Genomic DNA, 19540 nt, shown 5'->3' on the forward strand with positions numbered 1-19540 from the left:
TATGAGACGACAAACTGCAAACCAGACGCTCAAACGTTTGGCAAAAGATTTAGCAAGCCATCCTTTCCTCCTTTTCCTAGCCTTTCTAGGAACTATTGCCCAAGTTGGCTTATCAATTTACCTACCTATTCTGATTGGACAGGTCATTGACCAAGTTCTAGTGGCTGGTTCTTCACCAGTTTTTTGGCAAATTTTCATCCAGATGATCTTGGTAGTCATAGGAAATACTCTGGTACAATGGGTCAATCCTCTCCTCTATAATCGTCTAATCTTCTCTTATACTAAAGATTTGCGAGAGCGAATTATTCATAAGCTCCATCGTTTACCGATTGCTTTTGTGGATCGACAGGGTAGTGGAGAGATGGTTAGTCGTGTGACCACAGACATAGAACAGCTGGCAGCCGGCTTAACCATGATTTTCAATCAATTTTTCATTGGTGTTTTGATGATTTTGGTTAGTATTCTAGCCATGCTCCAAATTCACCTTCTCATGACCCTCTTGGTCTTGCTGTTGACGCCACTGTCTATGGTGATTTCACGCTTTATTGCCAAACGGTCCTATCATCTCTTTCAGAAGCAAACAGAGACCAGGGGGATTCAGACTCAGTTGATTGAAGAATCGCTTAGCCAGCAAACTATTATCCAGTCCTTCAATGCTCAAACAGAGTTTATCCAAAGACTGCACGAGGCGAATGCCAACTACGCAGGTTATTCTCAGTCAGCCATCTTTTATTCATCAACGGTTAATCCTTCGACACGCTTTGTCAATGCGCTCATTTATGCCCTTCTTGCTGGAGTGGGAGCCTATCGTATCATGATGGGGTCCACCTTGACCATCGGACGTTTAGTGACTTTTTTGAATTACGTCCAACAGTACACCAAGCCCTTTAATGATATTTCTTCTGTTTTAGCCGAGTTGCAAAGTGCTCTCGCTTGTGCAGAGCGCGTCTATGCTGTCTTAGAAAGTCCTGAGGTGTCTGAAACAGGTAAGGAAGTCTTGACCAGTGACCAAGTGAAGGGAGCCATTTCCTTTAAACATGTTTCTTTTGGCTACCATCCTGAAAAAATCTTGATTAAGGATTTGTCTATCGATATCCCAGCTGGTAGCAAGGTGGCCATCGTTGGTCCGACAGGTGCTGGTAAGTCAACTCTTATCAATCTCCTCATGCGTTTTTATCCTATTAACTCGGGAGATATCTTGCTAGACGGTCGTTCCATTTACGACTATACCCGAGCGTCATTGAGACAGCAGTTTGGCATGGTGCTCCAGGAAACCTGGCTCAAGCAAGGAACCATTCATGACAATATTGCCTTTGGAAATCCTGACGCTAGTCGGGAGCAGGTGATTGCTGCTGCCAAAGCAGCCAACGCAGACTTTTTCATCCAACAGTTGCCACAGGGATACGATACCAAGTTGGAAAATGCAGGAGAATCTCTCTCTGTTGGGCAAGCCCAGCTCTTGACCATCGCTCGAGTCTTTCTAGCTATCCCAAAGATTCTTATCTTAGACGAGGCGACTTCTTCCATCGATACACGGACAGAAGTGCTTGTTCAGGATGCCTTTGCCAAACTCATGAAGGGACGTACAAGCTTTATCATTGCTCACCGTTTGTCAACTATTCAGGATGCGGATTTGATTCTTGTCTTGGTAGATGGAGATATTGTTGAGTATGGTAACCATCAGGACCTCATGGCTAGAAAGGGCAAGTATTACCAAATGCAGAAAGCTGCAACTTTTAGCTCTGAATAATCCTTTCTATTTTAAAATCTTATGAACGAAAAAAAGTTGCCTTCGGGTGACTTTTTTGTTACAATAGCTAGAAAAATCAGGGTCTTAGAAGGAGAAAACAATGAAAGTCTATCAGCATGTAAATATCGTGACTTGTGATCAAGATTTCCATATTTATTTGGATGGTGTCTTAGCCGTTAAGGACTCTCAAATCGTCTATGTCGGCCAAGAGGAGCCAGAGATTTTAGAGCAAGCTGAGCAGATTATAGACTATCAGGGAGCCTGGATCATGCCTGGTTTGGTCAATTGCCACACCCATTCTGCTATGACAGGCTTGCGAGGGATTCGGGATGATAGTAATCTCCATGAATGGCTCAATGACTATATCTGGCCAGCAGAAGCTGGATTTACTCCCGATATGACTACCAAGGCAGTCAAAGAAGCTCTGACAGAGATGCTCCAGTCAGGGACAACAACCTTCAACGATATGTATAATCCCAATGGTGTGGATATTGAGCAAATTTATCAGGCAGTCAAGGCTTTCAAGATGCGTTGTTATTTCTCACCGACCCTCTTTTCTTCAGAGGCAGAAACAACTGCTGAGACCATAAGCAGAACACGTGCCATCATTGAGAAAATCTTAGGATATGAAAATCCAAATTTCAAGGTTATGGTAGCCCCTCATTCTCCCTACAGCTGTAGTAAAGATTTACTGGAAGCGAGCTTAGATATGGCAAAAGAGCTGGACATTCCTATCCATATTCATGTGGCGGAGACCAAGGAGGAATCAGGAATTATCCTCAAACGATACGGCAAACGCCCCCTCGCATTTCTAGAAGAACTAGGTTACTTAGATCATCCGTCTGTCTTTGCTCACGGGGTCGAATTAAACGAGAGAGAAATTGAACGCTTGGCAACTTCTCATGTGGCTATCGCCCATAATCCTATTAGTAACCTCAAACTGGCCTCAGGGATCGCTCCAATCATCCAACTGCAAAAAGCAGGAGTAGCAGTCGGAATTGCGACTGACTCGGTTGCTTCTAATAACAATCTTGATATGTTTGAGGAAGGACGGACTGCAGCCCTTCTTCAAAAGATGAAAAGTGGAGATGCCAGCCAATTTCCTATTGAAACAGCCCTCAAAGCTCTGACGATAGAGGGTGCTAAGGTTCTTGGAATGGAAGGACAGATAGGAAGCCTAGAAGTCGGCAAACAGGCAGATTTTCTGGTCATTCAACCACAAGGAAAAATCCATCTTCAACCTCAGGAAAATATGCTCTCTCACCTGGTTTATGCTGTCAAATCCAGTGATGTTGATGATGTTTATATCGCTGGAGAACAGGTGGTTAAGCAAGGCAAAGTTTTGACAGTAAAGATTTAAAAAAATTTAAAAAAAGTTTGCAAAAATCTTGCATTCTTTTTTTGTCTATGCTATACTTATATACGGTTTGAAAAAACTGCCTAAGACAGTAGGGGAGCTCGACTCATAAATATCCTACCGAGGACAAAACGTATCATGTAAAAAGAAGCGTATTGTACTTTCGTGTCTAGGTTTGGGCGCGTTTTTCTTTTGGAAAAATTCCCCAAGCAAAATAATTACGGAGGTGAACACACTAATGAGTGAAGCAATTATTGCTAAAAAAGCGGAACTAGTTGACGTAGTAGCTGAAAAAATGAAAGCTGCTGCATCTATCGTCGTTGTAGACGCTCGTGGTTTGACAGTTGAGCAAGATACAGTTCTTCGTCGTGAGCTTCGTGGAAGCGAAGTTGAGTATAAAGTCATTAAAAACTCAATCTTGCGTCGTGCAGCTGAAAAAGCTGGTCTTGAAGATCTTGCATCAGTATTTGTTGGACCATCTGCAGTAGCATTTTCTAACGAAGATGTTATCGCACCAGCGAAAATCTTGAACGATTTTGCTAAAAACGCTGAAGCACTTGAAATCAAAGGTGGTGCAATCGAAGGCGCTGTCGCATCTAAAGAAGAAATCGTTGCTCTTGCAACTCTTCCAAACCGCGAAGGACTTCTTTCTATGCTCCTTTCTGTACTTCAAGCGCCAGTGCGCAACGTTGCTCTTGCAGTCAAAGCGGTTGCAGACAACAAAGAAGACGCAGCTTAATCTTAAGCTACGCAGCGTAGCCTAGCTACGAAAAAAATATTATAAAATTTAAAACTTATTTGGAGGAAATAACAATGGCATTGAACATTGAAAACATTATTGCTGAAATTAAAGAAGCTTCAATCCTTGAATTGAACGACCTTGTAAAAGCTATCGAAGAAGAATTTGGTGTAACTGCAGCTGCTCCTGTAGCTGTTGCTGCAGCTGGTGCTGCTGACGCTGGTGCTGCTAAAGACTCATTTGATGTTGAGTTGACAGCTGCTGGTGACAAAAAAGTTGGCGTTATCAAAGTTGTACGTGAAATCACTGGTCTTGGACTTAAAGAAGCTAAAGAACTTGTTGATGGTGCACCAGGTGTCATCAAAGAAGGCGTTCCAACTGCAGAAGCTGAAGAAATCAAAGCTAAATTGGAAGAAGCTGGAGCTTCAGTTACTCTTAAATAATAGAGCAACTACATTTGTAGCTTAAAAAACATATAAAACCGCTATTCTTAGGAGTAGCGGTTTTTTCTTTTGGTTTAAGAAGGGGCAAAAAAGGGGCGAACTAATTATATAGTTTATCTAGGAGACAAACAAGTTTTGAATAATAGGCTTTCCATAAAAAATGATACAAGTTTTTACCCTTCAGGATTTATTTTTTTCTAGTATCATCATTCCTATGAACAGTAGAAAAGTAAGTTTTTAATTTATTGATACTCCGGATATTATAATCTCAGTATTAAAGAACTTTATTGAAAGTAATTTTCGAACGGTTTGAGGTAATTTCAATGAAATTTTAATAGATATTTCAATTTTCTTCTTGACTCTGACCCTAGGTAAGGGATTATACTAATAGTAGATAAGAAAGGAGATTATTATGCAAATCAATATGATTCGTTCAGATAAAGTTTATCAGGAGATGCTCGAGCTTCCTTTAGAAAAGAGAGAAGGTCTCTTTCGAGCTAAAATATTAGCACCTTTTGCAATGAAATACCAAACGCAACACATCCCTTTGAAAGCAAAGTACCCTGGAGGATTTGATGCTCTATTCCTACCTGGCTTTATGAATCAGTTGCCCGGAACTCTATCAGAAAAGGATAGACCGGCTATCGACGCTCTGAGCTCTGATCAACTCTGGCAGGATTGTCAAGATACCATCAAGAGGAGTATTGGGCTTTTTGAGCAGGCTGGCTATGACTTAGATGTTGAGGATTACCATTTTACTATTTTATTGGGCTACAGCTCAATAAGGGTTATAGCGGAGATGGCGGAATTCCAGGCTACCTCATGCTTAGTCTGCTACCAAATGACTATACTTTACCACGTGTGCAGGCTGCGTTGGCTCACGAGTGCAATCACAATGTCCGCTTTCAATTTGTCAAATGGAACCAGCAGACGACACTAGCAGACTGGGTAGTCAGTGAAGGATTGGCAGAGTCTTTTGCTGCTGAGCTCTATGGCAAAGATCTCATTGGGCCTTGGGTCACTTCAACCAGTCCAGAGCAGTTAGAAGAGATTAAGCCCATCATCTCAAGTCAGCTTCAGCTAACGGGGATGGCGGAAATGGCACCATATCTCTACGGTGATGAAATAGCTAAGATACAGGGTCAGATGCCAGTTGGAATGCCTTATGCTGCAGGCTATGCTTATGGCTATCATCTGATACAAGCCTATCTGAAAATGACTGGCAAGACTATTATTGAAGCAACAGTGACGCCTACAGAAGAGATTTTAGAGGCGACTAAAGACTTTTGGAAATGACACTTTGGCTTGATAATCTGCCAGAATCTGATATAATGTAGGTAATTTCTGGAGGTGATAGTATGCATTATAAAAGAATTGAATTAAAAGTTACAAATCAAAGTATCCATGAGCGCAAGATCTTTCAAGGTGTTAAGATTTTCAGTCGTAGCAAGTTGTCCAAAGATCAGAAAAGTATTCTAACACAGAAGCTTTACCTGACACCGAAGCAGAATATCGTTTACTATCAGCGAACAGATGTCAACTATGACCAGAACTGGCATCATCATAAGGACTATTATGAATTAGCTTATGGTCAAATGGATAGAGAGACGGTTTTTAAGGTTTGCCAAGATTTTGACGAACTAAGCCCTTTTCTGGAAAATGAGCTGCTGGAGAAGCTAAAAGAAAAGCAGTCTGCAGGCAAATTTTTTGAAAAATTAGATATATAAAAATCCGGCTGCTTTTATAAGCAGTCGGATTTATTCTAGTTTGATAGTGCTTAAACAATACCTTGTGCAATCATAGCCTTGGCTACATTTTCAAAGGCAGCGATATTTGCACCTGCAAGGTAAGCAGTACCGAGTCCGTATGTTTCAGCAGTTGTTTTAGCTGTGTTGAGGATCTTGATCCTGATGTCTTCAAGTCGACCAGAGTATACTAATATCTATTCATCTGATGAGAGGGATTTTATCATCCAGATATTCATAGCTGGGTGGCCGGCGGCGTTAGAAAGTGGTTCTTGCAGTGATGTGAAACCATAGTGTTGATAGATGGCCACAGCAGTAGCCAGTTCAGTAGAGGTTTCTAGATAAAGCTGTTCATAACCAGCCAGACGGGCTTCCTGGAATATCCGCTTTATCAACCTACTGGAATAACCTTTGCCACGGCTATTTTTAGTGACATACAGTTTTTGTAATTCAGCAATCTTATCAGACACAGGTGCAAAGCCACCACAGCCAACCAGCTGACCTTCATCTTCCAGAATAAAGTAAGCTGCTCTCTCTTGCTGTTGATAGTAGTCGGCCAAATGATCTAGATGAGAATCAAAGTAGACAGTTCCTGGTTTGTCAAGCCCGAATTCTTCAAGACTAGCTCGAATGAGTTGCGCTACAGCTGGATTATCTCTCACTTCCATTGGCCGTAAGTTCATCATTTGTCCTCCGATAGGATGTATCGATTAATTAAACAATACCTTGTGCAATCATAGCGTTTGCTACGTTTTCGAAGGCAGCGATATTTGCTCCTGCAAGGTAGTCAGTACCAAGTCCGTATGTTTCAGCAGTTGTTTTAGCTGTGTTGAAGATGTTTGTCATGATGTCTTTGAGGCGTCCATCAACTTCTTCACGTGTCCATGAGAGGCGAAGGCTGTTTTGGCTCATTTCAAGCGCTGATACAGCTACACCACCAGCGTTAGCAGCTTTGGCAGGTCCGTAAAGGATTCCGTTTTCTTTGTAGACTTTAATCGCATCAAGGTCACTAGGCATGTTAGCACCTTCAGATACACAGATAACGCCTTGAGCAACCAAACGTTTAGCTGCGTCACCATTGATTTCGTTTTGAGTCGCACATGGAAGAGCGATGTCGTAGTTACCAGCGTAAGTCCATACAGAACCTTCATGGTAAGTTGCAGTTGCTTTCTCAGCTGCATACTCAGTCAAACGAGCACGGCGTTTTTCTTTAACATCAACCAAAAGATCGAAGTCAATACCATTTTCGTCGATGACATAACCATTTGAGTCAGATACAGAGATAACAGTTGCACCGAGTTCAGTCGCTTTTTGAAGAGCGTATTGAGCTACGTTACCAGAACCTGAAATAACCACTTTCTTACCAGCAAAACTGTTACCATTAGCTTTGAGCATTTCTTCAGTATAGTAAACCAATCCATAACCAGTTGCTTCTGGACGAATCAAGCTACCACCAAATCCAAGAGGTTTACCAGTCAAGACACCCGCATCAAATTGGTTGAGACGTTTGTATTGTCCGTAAAGGTAACCAATTTCGCGTCCTCCAACACCGATATCACCAGCAGGTACGTCAAGTGATGGTCCGATGTATTTTTGCAATTCAGTCATGAAGCTTTGGCAGAAGCGCATCACTTCAGCATCAGTCTTCCCTTTAGGATCGAAGTCTGATCCACCTTTACCTCCACCGATTGGAAGTCCAGTCAAAACGTTTTTAAAGATTTGTTCGAAACCGAGGAATTTCAAAATCCCTTGGTTTACAGTTGGGTGGAAACGAAGTCCGCCTTTATATGGTCCAACAGCTGAGTTGAATTGAACACGGTAACCACGGTTGACTTGGACTTTACCTTCACGGTCAACCCAAGGAACACGGAAAGAAATCACGCGCTCAGGCTCAGTGATGCGTGCCAAGATGTTTTCTTCGATGTACTCAGGGTGTTTTTCAAATACAGGTTCCAAAGTGCTGAAGAATTCTTCAACCGCCTGGAGAAATTCAGCCTCATGCCCGTTACGAGCTTTCACAGTTGCAAACACGCTTTGGATATAGTCTTTAGCAGATGTCATATCGTTCTCCTTTTTGTTGTTATATTTTATTACATGAGCCATTATAGCAGAATTTTTTTTGAGTGTAAAGAAAAAAACAGAAATTTTCTAAAAATTCTTTCAATTTACAAAACCGAACGTTTTTTATAGAAATTAGTTTCTCAAAGAGAAAATCTTAAAGTATGGTATAATATTAGAAATAAAAGGAATCTGGAGGATCAGAATCATGGTATCAACGAAAACACAAATAGCTGGCTTTGAGTTTGACAATTGCTTGATGAATGCTGCGGGTGTTGCTTGTATGACGATAGAGGAGCTTGAAGGGGTCAAAAATTCAGCAGCCGGTACTTTTGTTACGAAGACTGCGACCTTGGACTTTCGTCAGGGAAATCCTGAACCACGTTACCAGGATGTTCCACTTGGTTCTATCAACTCTATGGGCTTGCCAAATAATGGCTTAGACTACTATCTGGACTATCTTTTGGACTTGCAGGAAAAAGAACCAAACCGAACTTTCTTCCTTTCCCTAGTCGGCATGTCTCCAGAAGAAACACATACCATCTTGAAAAAAGTTCAAGAGAGTGAATTCAAAGGACTGACAGAGCTTAATCTCTCTTGTCCAAATGTTCCAGGAAAACCTCAGATTGCTTATGATTTTGAGACAACAGACCGTATCTTGGCAGAAGTATTTGCCTACTTTACCAAACCTCTTGGGATTAAATTGCCACCTTATTTTGATATTGTTCACTTTGACCAAGCAGCAGCTATTTTCAACAAATATCCGCTCAAGTTTGTTAACTGTGTGAACTCTATCGGAAACGGCCTTTATATAGAAGACGAGTCTGTCGTTATTCGTCCTAAAAATGGTTTTGGTGGGATTGGTGGAGAGTATATCAAACCGACTGCTCTCGCTAATGTCCATGCTTTCTATCAACGCTTAAATCCGCAAATCCAAATCATCGGAACGGGTGGTGTTCTAACGGGTCGTGATGCCTTTGAACACATCCTCTGCGGTGCGAGTATGGTGCAAGTAGGGACTACTCTTCACAAAGAAGGCGTAGGTGCTTTTGAACGCATTACCAATGAACTAAAAGAAATCATGGAAGAAAAAGGTTATGAGAACCTAGAAGATTTCCGTGGGAAATTGCGTTATATTGACTAAACAAAATAGAAAAGCAAGAAGAAAGGAGAGAAGATGCTTGCCATTGAAGACAGTCAGACGTTGACTTTATCAAATCTATCTAGCTTGAACCTATTTACAGGGACAGACCAGGGCCAGTTTGAAGTTATGAAGAGTCAAGTGTTGAAGCAGATTGGTTATGATCCAGCTGATCTCAACTTTGCTTACTTTGATATGAAAGAAGTAGCCTATAAAGACTTAGAGTTGGAGTTGGTCAGTCTCCCCTTCTTTGCGGATGAGAAAATCGTAATATTAGACCATTTTGTCGATATCACAACAGCCAAGAAACGCTTTTTAGCAGATGATGAGCTCAATTCGTTTGAGGCATACCTTGATAACCCTTCGCCAACAACCAAGTTGTTGATCTTTGCGGAAGGAAAACTGGATAGCAAGAGAAGGTTGGTTAAATTACTTAAGCGTGATGCCAAGGTTTTTGATGCAATAGAAGCCAAAGAACAAGAATTGCGCCAGTATTTCCAAAAGTGGAGTCAGACACAAGGTCTGCAGTTTGTGGGGCAATCCTTTGAAAATCTACTTCTCAAATCTGGTTTTCAATTTAGTGAAATCCAGAAAAATCTCCTTTTTTTGCAGTCTTATAAGTCAGACGGCGTGATTGAGGAGAAGGATATTGTCGAGGCTATTCCAAAGACTCTGCAGGACAATATTTTTGATTTGACTCAGCTTATTTTAGTTAAGAAGATTGACCTGGCCCGTGACCTGGTTAGAGACTTGACCTTGCAAGGGGAGGATGAGATCAAGCTCATAGCTGTCATGTTAGGACAGTTTCGTACCTTTACCCAAGTGAAGATTTTATCAGAGACTGGTCAGACGGAATCGCAGATTGCAAGCAGTCTGGGAACTTATTTGGGGCGCAATCCTAATCCTTATCAAATCAAGTTTGCATTGAGAGATTCGAGAGGGATTTCCATTGCCTTTCTCAAGCGAGCGATTTCTTATTTGATTGAAACAGACTACCAGATTAAGACAGGTGTCTATGAAAAAGGGTACCTGTTTGAAAAGGCACTTTTGCAGATCGCGGCAGAAGCAAATTGAGCAAAAAACTTGAAAAAAGAGGATGATTGCGTTATCATTTTCATATAGAAAGAAAAAGAGGTATTACAGATGGCTATTATCTTACCAGACCTTCCATACGCATACGACGCTTTGGAACCATACATCGATGCAGAAACAATGCACTTGCACCATGACAAACACCACCAAACTTATGTCAACAATGCAAATGCAGCGCTTGAAAAACACCCTGAAATCGGTGAAGATCTTGAAGCTTTGCTTGCTGATGTAGAATCTATCCCAGCTGATATCCGTCAAGCACTTATCAACAATGGTGGTGGACACTTGAACCACGCTCTTTTCTGGGAATTGATGACTCCTGAAAAGACTGCTCCTTCAGCAGAACTTGCAGCAGCAATCGATGCAACATTTGGTTCATTTGAAGAATTCCAAGCAGCCTTTACAGCAGCAGCTACAACTCGCTTTGGTTCTGGCTGGGCATGGTTGGTTGTCAACAAAGAAGGGAAGCTTGAAGTAACTTCAACAGCAAACCAAGATACACCAATCTCAGAAGGTAAAAAACCAATCTTGGGCTTGGACGTTTGGGAACATGCTTACTACGTGAAATACCGCAACGTGCGTCCTGACTACATCAAAGCTTTCTTCTCAGTCATCAACTGGAACAAAGTAGATGAGCTTTACGCAGCAGCTAAATAAAAAATATGGAGGGAAGAGTCAATCTTCTCTTTTTAAGGTTATAAAGCAGAAGTCTGACAAAATCGTCAGACTTTTTTCATTTTTATGAGAAACGTGCTAACTGTTAGAAATTATGGTAAAATAGAGTGTTAAGTAATCGTGGAAAAGGAAGACTATGCGTAAAGAAATTGCACCTGAATTATACAACTATAACAAGTTTCCTGGCCCAGAATTTCATGTAAATGGGGATAAGGTTGAGACTGAAGGGATTGCTTTTACCTTGGTTGAAAATATCAAGGATGCCTTCGATGTGACAGTCTTTAATCAACGCTTTTCAGAAGTGTTGACCAAGTTTGATTATGTCGTGGGGGACTGGAGCAATGAACAGCTCCGTCTACGTGGCTTTTATAAAGACGACCGAACAGAGGAAAAAATTGAAAAAATCAGTCGCTTACAGGATTATCTTTTAGAGTATTGTAGTTATGGTTGTGCTTATTTTGTCCTAGAAAACCAAGCACCGAAACGGGCTTCATTTGACAAAAAAATGCGTAAAAAAGAGGAGGAAAACCTTCCTAGAAGAGGGAAGAAATCTTCGCAAAACAAGAGAAAACCAAATGCGGATAAGCGAAATAGACGTCGTCATAAGGAGCAAAAGTCTCAGAAAGAGGACAAGGGACAGCGCCATTTTGTCATTCGTCAGAAATAGATAGAGAATAAGGAGAAGAGATGAAACCGTCTATTTATAGTTTAACACGTCAAACCATGCAAGAATGGGTATTAGAACAGGGAGAAAAGAAATTCCGAGCAGATCAAATCTGGGAATGGCTCTACCGTAAACGTGTCCAGTCATTTGAAGAAATGACCAACCTTTCCAAGGATTTGATTGCCAAGCTCAATGACCAGTTTGTGGTCAATCCATTGAAACAACGGATTGTACAAGAGTCAGCTGACGGTACCGTTAAGTATCTTTTCGAGTTGCCAGATGGCATGTTGATTGAGACAGTACTCATGCGTCAACACTATGGTTTGTCAGTCTGTGTGACCACTCAGGTTGGCTGTAATATTGGTTGTACCTTCTGTGCATCAGGCTTGATCAAGAAACAACGTGACCTCAATAACGGGGAAATCGTAGCGCAGATCATGCTAGTTCAGAAATATTTTGATGAACGTGGTCAGGATGAACGTGTCAGCCATATCGTTGTTATGGGAATTGGTGAACCATTTGATAATTACAACAATGTTTTGAATTTTGTCCGTACCATCAATGATGACAAGGGAATGGCTATCGGTGCTCGTCACATCACTGTTTCAACCTCAGGTTTGGCCCATAAAATTCGTGACTTTGCTAATGAAGGCGTACAGGTCAATCTGGCTGTGTCTCTTCACGCACCCAATAATGAATTGCGCTCAAGCATCATGAAGATTAACCGTGCCTTTCCGATTGAAAAGCTCTTTGCAGCTATTGAGTACTATATCGAAACAACCAATCGCCGTGTGACCTTTGAATATATCATGCTCAATGAAGTCAACGACGGTGTTGAACAAGCCTTGGAATTGGCTGAATTGCTCAAAAACATCAAGAAATTGTCATATGTCAACTTGATTCCCTATAACCCAGTTAGTGAACATGACCAATATAGCCGTAGTCCCAAAGAGCGCGTGATGGCCTTCTACGATACCCTCAAGAAAAAAGGGGTCAACTGTGTTGTCCGTCAAGAGCATGGTACAGATATTGATGCAGCTTGTGGACAATTGCGCTCCAATACAATGAAACGTGACCGCCAGAAGGCAGTTGCAGCGGTAAATCCATAAAATGACTAAAAAAAGAGAATTAATCTTGAAATTGGGAGTGGCTATTTACAGCCTTTGCATTGTCTGTTTTTGCTTCACTCCCCAGCCTCAACTTCCTACAGGAGTGGAAACTCCAGGTATTCAAACTTTTGGACGCCTGGTTTTTCTTTTAACTCCCTTAAACTCCCTTTGGAATCTGGGTGAAGTGACTAGTTTGGGACAAGTCCTTTGGATCTTTTTGCAGAACATTTTAAATGTCTTCTTGCTTTTCCCACTAGTCTTTCAACTGATTTATCTCTGTCCAAATTTACGACAAACGAAAAAAATCATCTTTCTCAGTTTTCTACTGAGTCTAGGAATTGAGTGCACGCAACTAGTTTTAGATTTTTTATTCGACTTTAATCGGGTCTTTGAGATTGATGATTTGTGGACCAATACCCTGGGAGGCTATCTGGCTTGGGTCCTCTATAAAGGACTGCATAAAAACAAGATAAGGAATTAGAATGAGTATTTTAGAAGTTAAAAATTTAAGTCACGGTTTTGGTGACCGTGCAATTTTTGAAGATGTGTCCTTCCGTCTCCTCAAGGGAGAGCATATCGGCTTAGTCGGTGCCAATGGTGAAGGAAAATCAACCTTTATGAGCATCGTGACAGGTAAGATGTTGCCAGATGAAGGGAAGGTGGAGTGGTCCAAATATGTGACTGCTGGCTATCTGGATCAGCACGCTGTGCTAAAGGAAGGTCAAACCGTGCGTGATGTCTTGCGTACAGCCTTTGATGAGCTATTTAAAGCAGAAGCTCGTATCAATGATCTCTATATGGAAATGGCAGAAGACGGGGCGGATATTGATGGGCTGATGGAAGAAGTAGGAGAACTCCAAGACCGTTTGGAGAGTCGTGATTTCTATACCTTGGATGCTAAGATTGATGAAGTAGCGCGTGCTCTCGGTGTCATGGACTATGGTATGGATACGGATGTAACCTCTTTGTCAGGTGGACAAAGAACCAAGGTGCTTTTGGCTAAACTCCTCCTTGAAAAACCAGATATTTTGTTGCTTGACGAGCCAACCAACTACTTGGATGCTGAACACATTGACTGGCTCAAGCGTTATCTTCAAAACTATGAGAATGCCTTTGTCCTTATTTCGCATGATATTCCTTTCCTCAACGACGTAATCAATATCGTCTATCATGTTGAAAATCAACAGTTAACGCGTTACTCTGGTGACTACTACCAGTTCCAAGAAGTCTATGCTATGAAGAGATCTCAGTTGGAAGCAGCCTATGAACGTCAGCAGAAAGAGATAGCGGACCTCAAGGATTTCGTAGCCCGCAATAAAGCCCGTGTTGCAACACGAAACATGGCCATGTCCCGTCAAAAGAAACTCGACAAGATGGACATCATCGAACTTCAAAGTGAGAAACCAAAGCCATCCTTTGATTTCAAACCAGCTCGTACACCTGGGCGCTTTATCTTCCAAGCCAAGGACTTGCAGATTGGTTATGACCGTCCACTTACTAAACCCTTAAACCTAACCTTTGAACGCAATCAAAAGGTTGCAATTATTGGGGCCAATGGTATTGGGAAAACAACCCTCTTGAAGTCTCTCTTGGGCATTATTCCGCCAATCGCTGGAGAAGTCGAACGTGGCGACTACCTAGAACTTGGCTACTTTGAGCAAGAAGTAGAAGGTGGCAATCGTCAAACCCCTCTTGAAGCCGTCTGGAATGCCTTTCCTGCCCTCAACCAAGCAGAAGTTCGTGCAGCCCTTGCTCGTTGTGGTTTGACAACTAAGCATATCGAAAGCCAGATTCAGGTCTTATCAGGTGGTGAACAAGCCAAGGTGCGTTTCTGTCTCTTGATGAACCGTGAAAACAACGTCTTAGTGCTGGACGAGCCGACCAACCACTTGGATGTGGATGCCAAGGAAGAACTCAAACGCGCTCTCAAAGAATACAAGGGTTCTATCCTTATGGTTTGCCACGAACCAGACTTTTATGAAGGCTGGATGGACCAAATCTGGGACTTTAACAAGCTAACTTAAAAGCACTAAAAAGGCCAAGTCGAAATGACTTGGCTTTTTTGACTAGTAATTTAAAAAGCTTTCAACTTCAGATTTCTCAATTTCTTTACCATAGTGGCAAATCGGACAAGAAACGAAGTAGCTTTTACCATAAGGGAAAAGTGGAATCCAGTAGAGGGTGAACTTGCGTCCAGTTTCTACAATCTCCCAAGTGTCAACATTGTTACAGTGACCACATTCGATCGCAGTTTGCGTATGTCCCAAATCTTTCTGATAACCTTTAGAACCCCAAAATAAAATCATTTCATCGTCTCCTTATCTGTTGATGGCTTATTTTTTGCTGAAGTCGTAGTCCTTGACTACTTCGATACTGTCAATGGTGATAGCGGTAGTTGGTTTGTCTTTCTCATCTTTTTCAGCTTTGGCAATCTTGTCAACAACGTCCATGCCATCGATGACTTGACCAAAGACAGGGTGTTTGCCGTCTAGACTTGGATTTCCACCTTCTTTATAGGCTTCGATGATTTTCTTTGGATACTTGCTTGTAGGGAGTTTAGCTGAAATATCTGTTGAGTTTTGGTTGATGAAGAACTGGCTACCGTTGGTGTTTGGTTGTCCAGTGTTAGCCATAGCAAGGGCTCCTCGGATATTGTATAGGTAAGGAGAGATTTCATTTTTGAAACCAGTTCCCTTGTCCTTTGTTTTATCCTTATCATGCCAGATAGATTGTCCACCTGTACCATCTCCCTTAGGATCTCCAGTTTGGACCATAAAGCCATCGATGACACGGTGGAAGGTGATGCCGTTATAGTAGCCTTCCTTAGCGTGAGTAAGGAAGTTTTCAACCGCAAGAGGTGCTAGTTTTGGAAAGAGTTTGATTCGTATATCGCCTTGATTTGTGTGTAAACTGACTTCAGCTTCATCTTCGGCAACCTCTTTAGAAAGTTGAGGGAAGTTGGCATTTTCATTGGTCAAAGCGTCATTCAAATCTTTGGCAGCTTGAGCAGCTGCTTTTGAGCTTTCTTCAGCTGAGATACTCGAGTCAACATAGTCATCACCACGGAGACCACGTTGGATACTAGTACATCCAGCAAGGGCAACAGTTGATAGTAAAAGAAGGGTTGCTAGTTTTTTCATTGTTTTCCTCTCAAAAATTCATTTCTACCATTGTACCCTAAAAGAGAGGTGATTTCAAATGTTAATGATTTTACTAAAAATTTCTAGTAGTAAAAAAATTAAAACTCTGTCAAGTTTTTTTCTTGACACCTGTCGAAAATCTGCTATAATGGAACATGTGCTAAATAGCTCAGCTATTTCACCGAAATAAAAAATAAGAAAAGAGACATTAAAAAATGGCAGTTAAAATCCGTTTGACTCGTATGGGTTCTAAGAAAAAACCTTTCTACCGTATCAACGTAGCAGACTCACGTTCACCACGTGACGGACGTTTCATCGAAACAGTTGGAACTTACAACCCACTTGTTGCTGAAAACCAAGTGACTTTGAAAGAAGACCGCGTTCTTGCATGGTTGGCTGATGGAGCTCAACCTTCAGATACAGTTCGCAACATCCTTTCAAAAGAAGGCGTATTGAAAAAATTCCACGATTCTAAATTCTCAAAATAAGTTTAAAGTAGGTTGACAGATGGATACGATTGAAAATCTCATTATTGCGATTGTGAAACCTTTGATTTCACAACCTGATGCCTTAACTATCAAGATCGAAGACACACCAGAATTTTTGGAGTATCACTTGGATCTTGACCAAAGCGATGTCGGTCGTGTTATCGGTCGTAAGGGTCGCACTATCTCAGCGATAAGAACGATTGTCTACTCTGTCCCAACTGAAGACAAAAAAGTAAGAATCGTTATCGATGAAAAATAAAAAAAGCGGGACAGATGTCTCGTTTTTTTGTGGAGGAGAAGATGAAGGATTTAACGTTTAGACAATTACAAGCTTACTTACTCGAACATTACCAGCAATCTCGAACCGAGGAAGGCCTCTTTATCAAGCTAGTGGAGGAAGTCGGAGAGGTAGCAGAGGTCTTGAATGGGCGCTCTGGTCGAAAAGAGGGTGTCCAGGACTCAAATGAGGAACTAGCCAAAGAACTGGCAGATATTATTCACTACACTGTCGCAATTGCGGCCATCAACGATATTGACCTAACCAAAAGCATCTTTGACAAAGATAAGAAGGCTGCCATTAAGTACCAGCATGAACGAGATTTGGAAGAATTTCTGGAGGGAAAATATCTATAGTGTCTTTTTTCTTCAACTTGTGAAAATCCCTAGAACGTGATAAAATAAAGGATAAGGGTTTTTAATAAATCATTGTTATAGAATGAGTGGATTTCTTTATGAAACGATTTGAAGTAACTACAAAAATTGGCAGCCTCTCTGTTACTTATAAAAAGCAAAAGAAAGTGCTTGTTTGTTTAAATGGCGCAGGTTTGCTACCAAGTTATGAAAATTTTTCACTTATACTTGAAAAACTTCCTCCCACAATTGGTTATTTGACAATTGATTTTCCAAACACAGGTAGGAGTCCGATTCATGACCAATCTGGAAAAAATCTGGACAATCTTGTAGACGCGGTTTATGAAGTACTTGAAGAATTGGCGATTTATGAATATATACTTTGTGCACATAGTTTGAGTGGAATTTTAGCTTGCAAATTGATGAACAAATCAATTAAGTGTCAGGCTTTAGTAGCAATTGAACCAACAACTAAAAAAGTAATGTTTTCTGATTTTTCAGAAAATCCTTATCCAGAAATGGAAGAGCAAATGAGACTGATTGAAGAGTGTGGCCCCGAAGTCTATTTTAAGAACATAACTCAAGCAGCATTTAGCTCTGAAACTAATGAAGAAATCTGGGATTTAGTGCAAGAAAAAGATTCAGAGTTGGAAAGACAAGTTCCAGAATTTCATATATATTGTGAGATTACTGAGAAAGATTTTGAGAATGTATCTATAGGAGCTCATATTCCCGTTTTTATTTTTTGTCAGGCTTATAGAGAAAAAGAGTACAGAGAATCAGAGTATTGGACTTCCAATACTAAGCTCATTTTAGGAGGGAATCACCATTATTTACAATGGTCAGAATCAGAAAAAATTGCGAATATTATTCGAGAATTGTCAGAATAAGATGGAAAGAAGGAGAGTACAGGAGACAAGATGAACTACTTTAATGTTGGAAAAATCGTCAATACGCAGGGTCTACAGGGTGAGATGCGAGTCTTGTCTGTGACGGATTTTGCTGAAGAACGATTTAAAAAGGGAGCAGAGCTTGCTTTATTTGATGAAAAAGATCAGTTTGTCCAAACAGTGACCATCGCAAGTCATCGTAAGCATAAGAACTTTGACATTATCAAATTCAAAGACATGTACCATATCAATGCGATTGAAAAGTACAAGGGTTATAATCTCAAGGTCGCTGAGGAAGATTTGAATGATTTAGATGATGGTGAATTCTACTATCACGAGATTATCGGTTTGGATGTTTACGAGGGAGATAACTTGGTTGGAACCATCAAGGAAATTCTGCAACCAGGAGCCAATGATGTCTGGGTGGTAAAGCGAAAAGGTAAGCGAGATTTGCTTTTACCTTACATTCCACCAGTAGTTCTCAATGTTGATATTCCAAACAAGCGGGTCGGAGTGGAAATCTTAGAAGGGTTAGATGATGAAGATTGATATTTTAACCCTCTTTCCGGAGATGTTTTCTCCGCTGGAGCACTCGATTGTTGGAAAGGCTCGAGAAAAAGGGCTCTTGGATATCCAGTACCATAATTTCAGAGAATACGCTGAAAAAGCCCGTCACGTCGACGATGAACCATATGGAGGCGGTCAGGGGATGTTGCTCCGAGCCCAACCTATTTTCGATGCCTTTGATGCTATTGAAAAGAAAAATCCCCGTGTCATTCTCCTTGATCCTGCAGGGAAACAGTTCGATCAAGCTTACGCTGAGGATTTGGCCCAGGAAGAGGAGCTTATCTTTATCTGTGGTCACTATGAAGGGTATGACGAGCGGATCAAGACCTTGGTAACCGATGAAATTTCTCTAGGAGACTATGTCTTGACTGGTGGTGAATTGGCAGCCATGACCATGATTGATGCGACCGTGCGCTTGATACCAGAAGTGATTGGTAAGGAGTCTAGCCACCAGGATGATAGCTTTTCTTCAGGTCTTCTCGAATATCCTCAGTATACACGCCCTTATGACTATAGAGGCATGGTCGTGCCAGGTGTGCTCATGAGTGGGCACCATGAAAAGATTCGCCAGTGGCGGCTCTATGAGAGTCTAAAGAAAACCTACGAGCGCAGACCTGACCTGCTAGAAAACTATCAACTGACAGCCGAAGAAGAAAAGATGCTGGCTGAAATCAAAGAAAACAAAGAATAAAGGAGAACCTTATGCAAGTAATCAAACGTAATGGAGAAATTGCTGAATTTGATCCAGATAAAATTTACCAAGCTGTCCTAAAAGCAGCTCAAACAGTTTATGTTTTGACCGATGACCTGCGTCAAAACCTAGCGCAAGTTACTAAAAAAGTCGTTTTGGACTTGGAAGAAGCAAAAGTAGAACGTGCCACTATCAGCATGATCCAATCAATGGTTGAGCACCGCTTACTTGGAGCTGGTTACATCACAATTGCAGAACACTATATCTCTTATCGTTTGCAACGCGATTTGGAGAGAAGTGGTTATGGCGACCATATCGCCGTTCATCTTCATTTTGAACAAATCCGTTAAGAAAAAGAGTG

23 protein-coding genes, 2 pseudogenes and 1 other annotated feature are annotated in these 19540 nt (G+C 41.3%); of the genes and pseudogenes, 20 read left to right on the forward strand and 5 right to left on the reverse strand.

Annotation, left to right across the window (positions count from 1 at the left end; all coding sequences use genetic code 11):
• The first annotated feature begins 1 nt into the window (after window position 1).
• The 6 genes and pseudogenes from ACT17O_RS04075 to ACT17O_RS04100 all read left to right on the forward strand — a co-directional run bounded on the left by ACT17O_RS04075 (window position 2) and on the right by ACT17O_RS04100 (window position 6016).
• Window positions 2–1750, forward strand: a complete 1749-nt coding sequence (locus ACT17O_RS04075; protein WP_444817795.1) for an ABC transporter ATP-binding protein — start codon at window positions 2–4, stop codon at window positions 1748–1750.
• A gap of 100 nt (window positions 1751–1850) precedes the next feature.
• Window positions 1851–3110, forward strand: a complete 1260-nt coding sequence (locus tag ACT17O_RS04080) for a TRZ/ATZ family protein (RefSeq protein ID WP_444817796.1) — start codon at window positions 1851–1853, stop codon at window positions 3108–3110.
• Window positions 3111–3171: 61 nt separating this feature from the next.
• Window positions 3172–3307, forward strand: a sequence feature (ribosomal protein L10 leader region).
• 38 nt (window positions 3308–3345) lie between these two features.
• Window positions 3346–3846 (forward strand): 50S ribosomal protein L10, encoded by a 501-nt coding sequence (gene rplJ, locus ACT17O_RS04085; protein ID WP_001287274.1) that lies wholly within the window; start codon window positions 3346–3348, stop codon window positions 3844–3846.
• 74 nt (window positions 3847–3920) lie between these two features.
• On the forward strand, window positions 3921–4289 hold the full coding sequence (gene rplL / locus ACT17O_RS04090) for a 50S ribosomal protein L7/L12 (protein WP_001196964.1): 369 nt from the start codon (window positions 3921–3923) through the stop codon (window positions 4287–4289).
• A 412-nt stretch (window positions 4290–4701) separates the two neighbouring features.
• Window positions 4702–5585 (forward strand): annotated as a pseudogene (locus tag ACT17O_RS04095) (DUF2268 domain-containing protein).
• 62 nt (window positions 5586–5647) lie between these two features.
• Window positions 5648–6016 carry an EXLDI protein gene (locus ACT17O_RS04100; RefSeq protein ID WP_061586880.1) on the forward strand — a complete coding sequence of 123 codons (369 nt, stop codon included), beginning with the start codon at window positions 5648–5650 and terminating at the stop codon, window positions 6014–6016.
• A gap of 50 nt (window positions 6017–6066) precedes the next feature.
• Here the strand turns inward: ACT17O_RS04100 and ACT17O_RS04105 are convergent.
• The 3 genes and pseudogenes from ACT17O_RS04105 to gdhA form a co-directional block, all read right to left on the reverse strand.
• A pseudogene (locus tag ACT17O_RS04105) lies at window positions 6067–6216 on the reverse strand (NADP-specific glutamate dehydrogenase); the annotation flags it as partial.
• A 15-nt stretch (window positions 6217–6231) separates the two neighbouring features.
• A complete protein-coding gene (locus ACT17O_RS04110; protein WP_444817856.1) occupies window positions 6232–6717 on the reverse strand; it encodes a GNAT family N-acetyltransferase in 486 nt (161 codons plus the stop codon).
• Window positions 6718–6748: 31 nt separating this feature from the next.
• Window positions 6749–8095: an NADP-specific glutamate dehydrogenase gene (gene gdhA / locus ACT17O_RS04115; protein ID WP_000199519.1), complete on the reverse strand. Its 1347-nt coding sequence runs from the start codon at window positions 8093–8095 to the stop codon at window positions 6749–6751.
• Between the two features lie 205 nt (window positions 8096–8300).
• On the opposite strand from gdhA, the gene ACT17O_RS04120 reads away from it, so the two are divergent.
• The 7 genes from ACT17O_RS04120 (at window position 8301) to ACT17O_RS04150 (ending at window position 14797) form a co-directional block, all read left to right on the forward strand.
• Complete coding sequence (locus tag ACT17O_RS04120) at window positions 8301–9236, forward strand: dihydroorotate oxidase (protein WP_444817797.1); 936 nt, start codon at window positions 8301–8303, stop codon at window positions 9234–9236.
• A 33-nt stretch (window positions 9237–9269) separates the two neighbouring features.
• Window positions 9270–10307: a DNA polymerase III subunit delta gene (gene holA / locus ACT17O_RS04125; protein WP_444817798.1), complete on the forward strand. Its 1038-nt coding sequence runs from the start codon at window positions 9270–9272 to the stop codon at window positions 10305–10307.
• Window positions 10308–10376: 69 nt separating this feature from the next.
• Window positions 10377–10982: a superoxide dismutase SodA gene (gene sodA / locus ACT17O_RS04130; RefSeq protein ID WP_000974733.1), complete on the forward strand. Its 606-nt coding sequence runs from the start codon at window positions 10377–10379 to the stop codon at window positions 10980–10982.
• A 154-nt stretch (window positions 10983–11136) separates the two neighbouring features.
• The gene (locus ACT17O_RS04135) at window positions 11137–11667 is read left to right on the forward strand and encodes a YutD family protein (protein ID WP_444817799.1); all 531 of its coding nucleotides are present in this window, start codon (window positions 11137–11139) and stop codon (window positions 11665–11667) included.
• Between the two features lie 20 nt (window positions 11668–11687).
• Window positions 11688–12773 carry a 23S rRNA (adenine(2503)-C(2))-methyltransferase RlmN gene (rlmN, locus tag ACT17O_RS04140; RefSeq protein WP_000804762.1) on the forward strand — a complete coding sequence of 362 codons (1086 nt, stop codon included), beginning with the start codon at window positions 11688–11690 and terminating at the stop codon, window positions 12771–12773.
• A 1-nt stretch (window position 12774) separates the two neighbouring features.
• The gene (locus tag ACT17O_RS04145; protein ID WP_181186855.1) at window positions 12775–13254 is read left to right on the forward strand and encodes a VanZ family protein; all 480 of its coding nucleotides are present in this window, start codon (window positions 12775–12777) and stop codon (window positions 13252–13254) included.
• 1 nt (window position 13255) lies between these two features.
• The gene (locus ACT17O_RS04150) at window positions 13256–14797 is read left to right on the forward strand and encodes an ABC-F family ATP-binding cassette domain-containing protein (protein WP_444817800.1); all 1542 of its coding nucleotides are present in this window, start codon (window positions 13256–13258) and stop codon (window positions 14795–14797) included.
• Window positions 14798–14839: 42 nt separating this feature from the next.
• Here ACT17O_RS04150 and ACT17O_RS04155 read toward each other — a convergent pair whose 3' ends face one another.
• Both ACT17O_RS04155 and ACT17O_RS04160 read right to left on the reverse strand, forming a co-directional pair.
• Window positions 14840–15079, reverse strand: a complete 240-nt coding sequence (locus ACT17O_RS04155) for a zinc-ribbon domain-containing protein (protein ID WP_000600215.1) — start codon at window positions 15077–15079, stop codon at window positions 14840–14842.
• A gap of 27 nt (window positions 15080–15106) precedes the next feature.
• A complete protein-coding gene (locus tag ACT17O_RS04160; RefSeq protein ID WP_070567584.1) occupies window positions 15107–15913 on the reverse strand; it encodes a peptidylprolyl isomerase in 807 nt (268 codons plus the stop codon).
• 215 nt (window positions 15914–16128) lie between these two features.
• Between ACT17O_RS04160 and rpsP the strand changes: the two genes are divergently transcribed.
• The 7 genes from rpsP to ACT17O_RS04195 all read left to right on the forward strand — a co-directional run bounded on the left by rpsP (window position 16129) and on the right by ACT17O_RS04195 (window position 19529).
• On the forward strand, window positions 16129–16401 hold the full coding sequence (gene rpsP / locus ACT17O_RS04165) for a 30S ribosomal protein S16 (protein ID WP_000268760.1): 273 nt from the start codon (window positions 16129–16131) through the stop codon (window positions 16399–16401).
• Between the two features lie 19 nt (window positions 16402–16420).
• Complete coding sequence (gene kphA / locus ACT17O_RS04170) at window positions 16421–16660, forward strand: RNA-binding protein KphA (RefSeq protein ID WP_000379617.1); 240 nt, start codon at window positions 16421–16423, stop codon at window positions 16658–16660.
• A gap of 41 nt (window positions 16661–16701) precedes the next feature.
• Window positions 16702–17034, forward strand: a complete 333-nt coding sequence (locus tag ACT17O_RS04175) for a MazG nucleotide pyrophosphohydrolase domain-containing protein (protein ID WP_070567694.1) — start codon at window positions 16702–16704, stop codon at window positions 17032–17034.
• Between the two features lie 98 nt (window positions 17035–17132).
• Complete coding sequence (locus ACT17O_RS04180; protein WP_444817801.1) at window positions 17133–17921, forward strand: alpha/beta hydrolase; 789 nt, start codon at window positions 17133–17135, stop codon at window positions 17919–17921.
• 30 nt (window positions 17922–17951) lie between these two features.
• Window positions 17952–18470 carry a ribosome maturation factor RimM gene (gene rimM / locus ACT17O_RS04185; RefSeq protein ID WP_444817802.1) on the forward strand — a complete coding sequence of 173 codons (519 nt, stop codon included), beginning with the start codon at window positions 17952–17954 and terminating at the stop codon, window positions 18468–18470.
• Window positions 18460–19179, forward strand: coding sequence for a tRNA (guanosine(37)-N1)-methyltransferase TrmD (trmD, locus tag ACT17O_RS04190; protein WP_139659108.1), 720 nt, complete (start codon window positions 18460–18462; stop codon window positions 19177–19179). The genes rimM and trmD overlap by 11 nt, the downstream gene beginning before the upstream one ends.
• Window positions 19180–19190: 11 nt before the next feature.
• Window positions 19191–19529: an ATP cone domain-containing protein gene (locus ACT17O_RS04195; RefSeq protein WP_001196045.1), complete on the forward strand. Its 339-nt coding sequence runs from the start codon at window positions 19191–19193 to the stop codon at window positions 19527–19529.
• The last annotated feature ends 11 nt before the right edge of the window (window positions 19530–19540 follow it).

It is taken from the genome of Streptococcus sp. HJ1, from assembly GCF_052399005.1.
Classification (GTDB): domain Bacteria; phylum Bacillota; class Bacilli; order Lactobacillales; family Streptococcaceae; genus Streptococcus.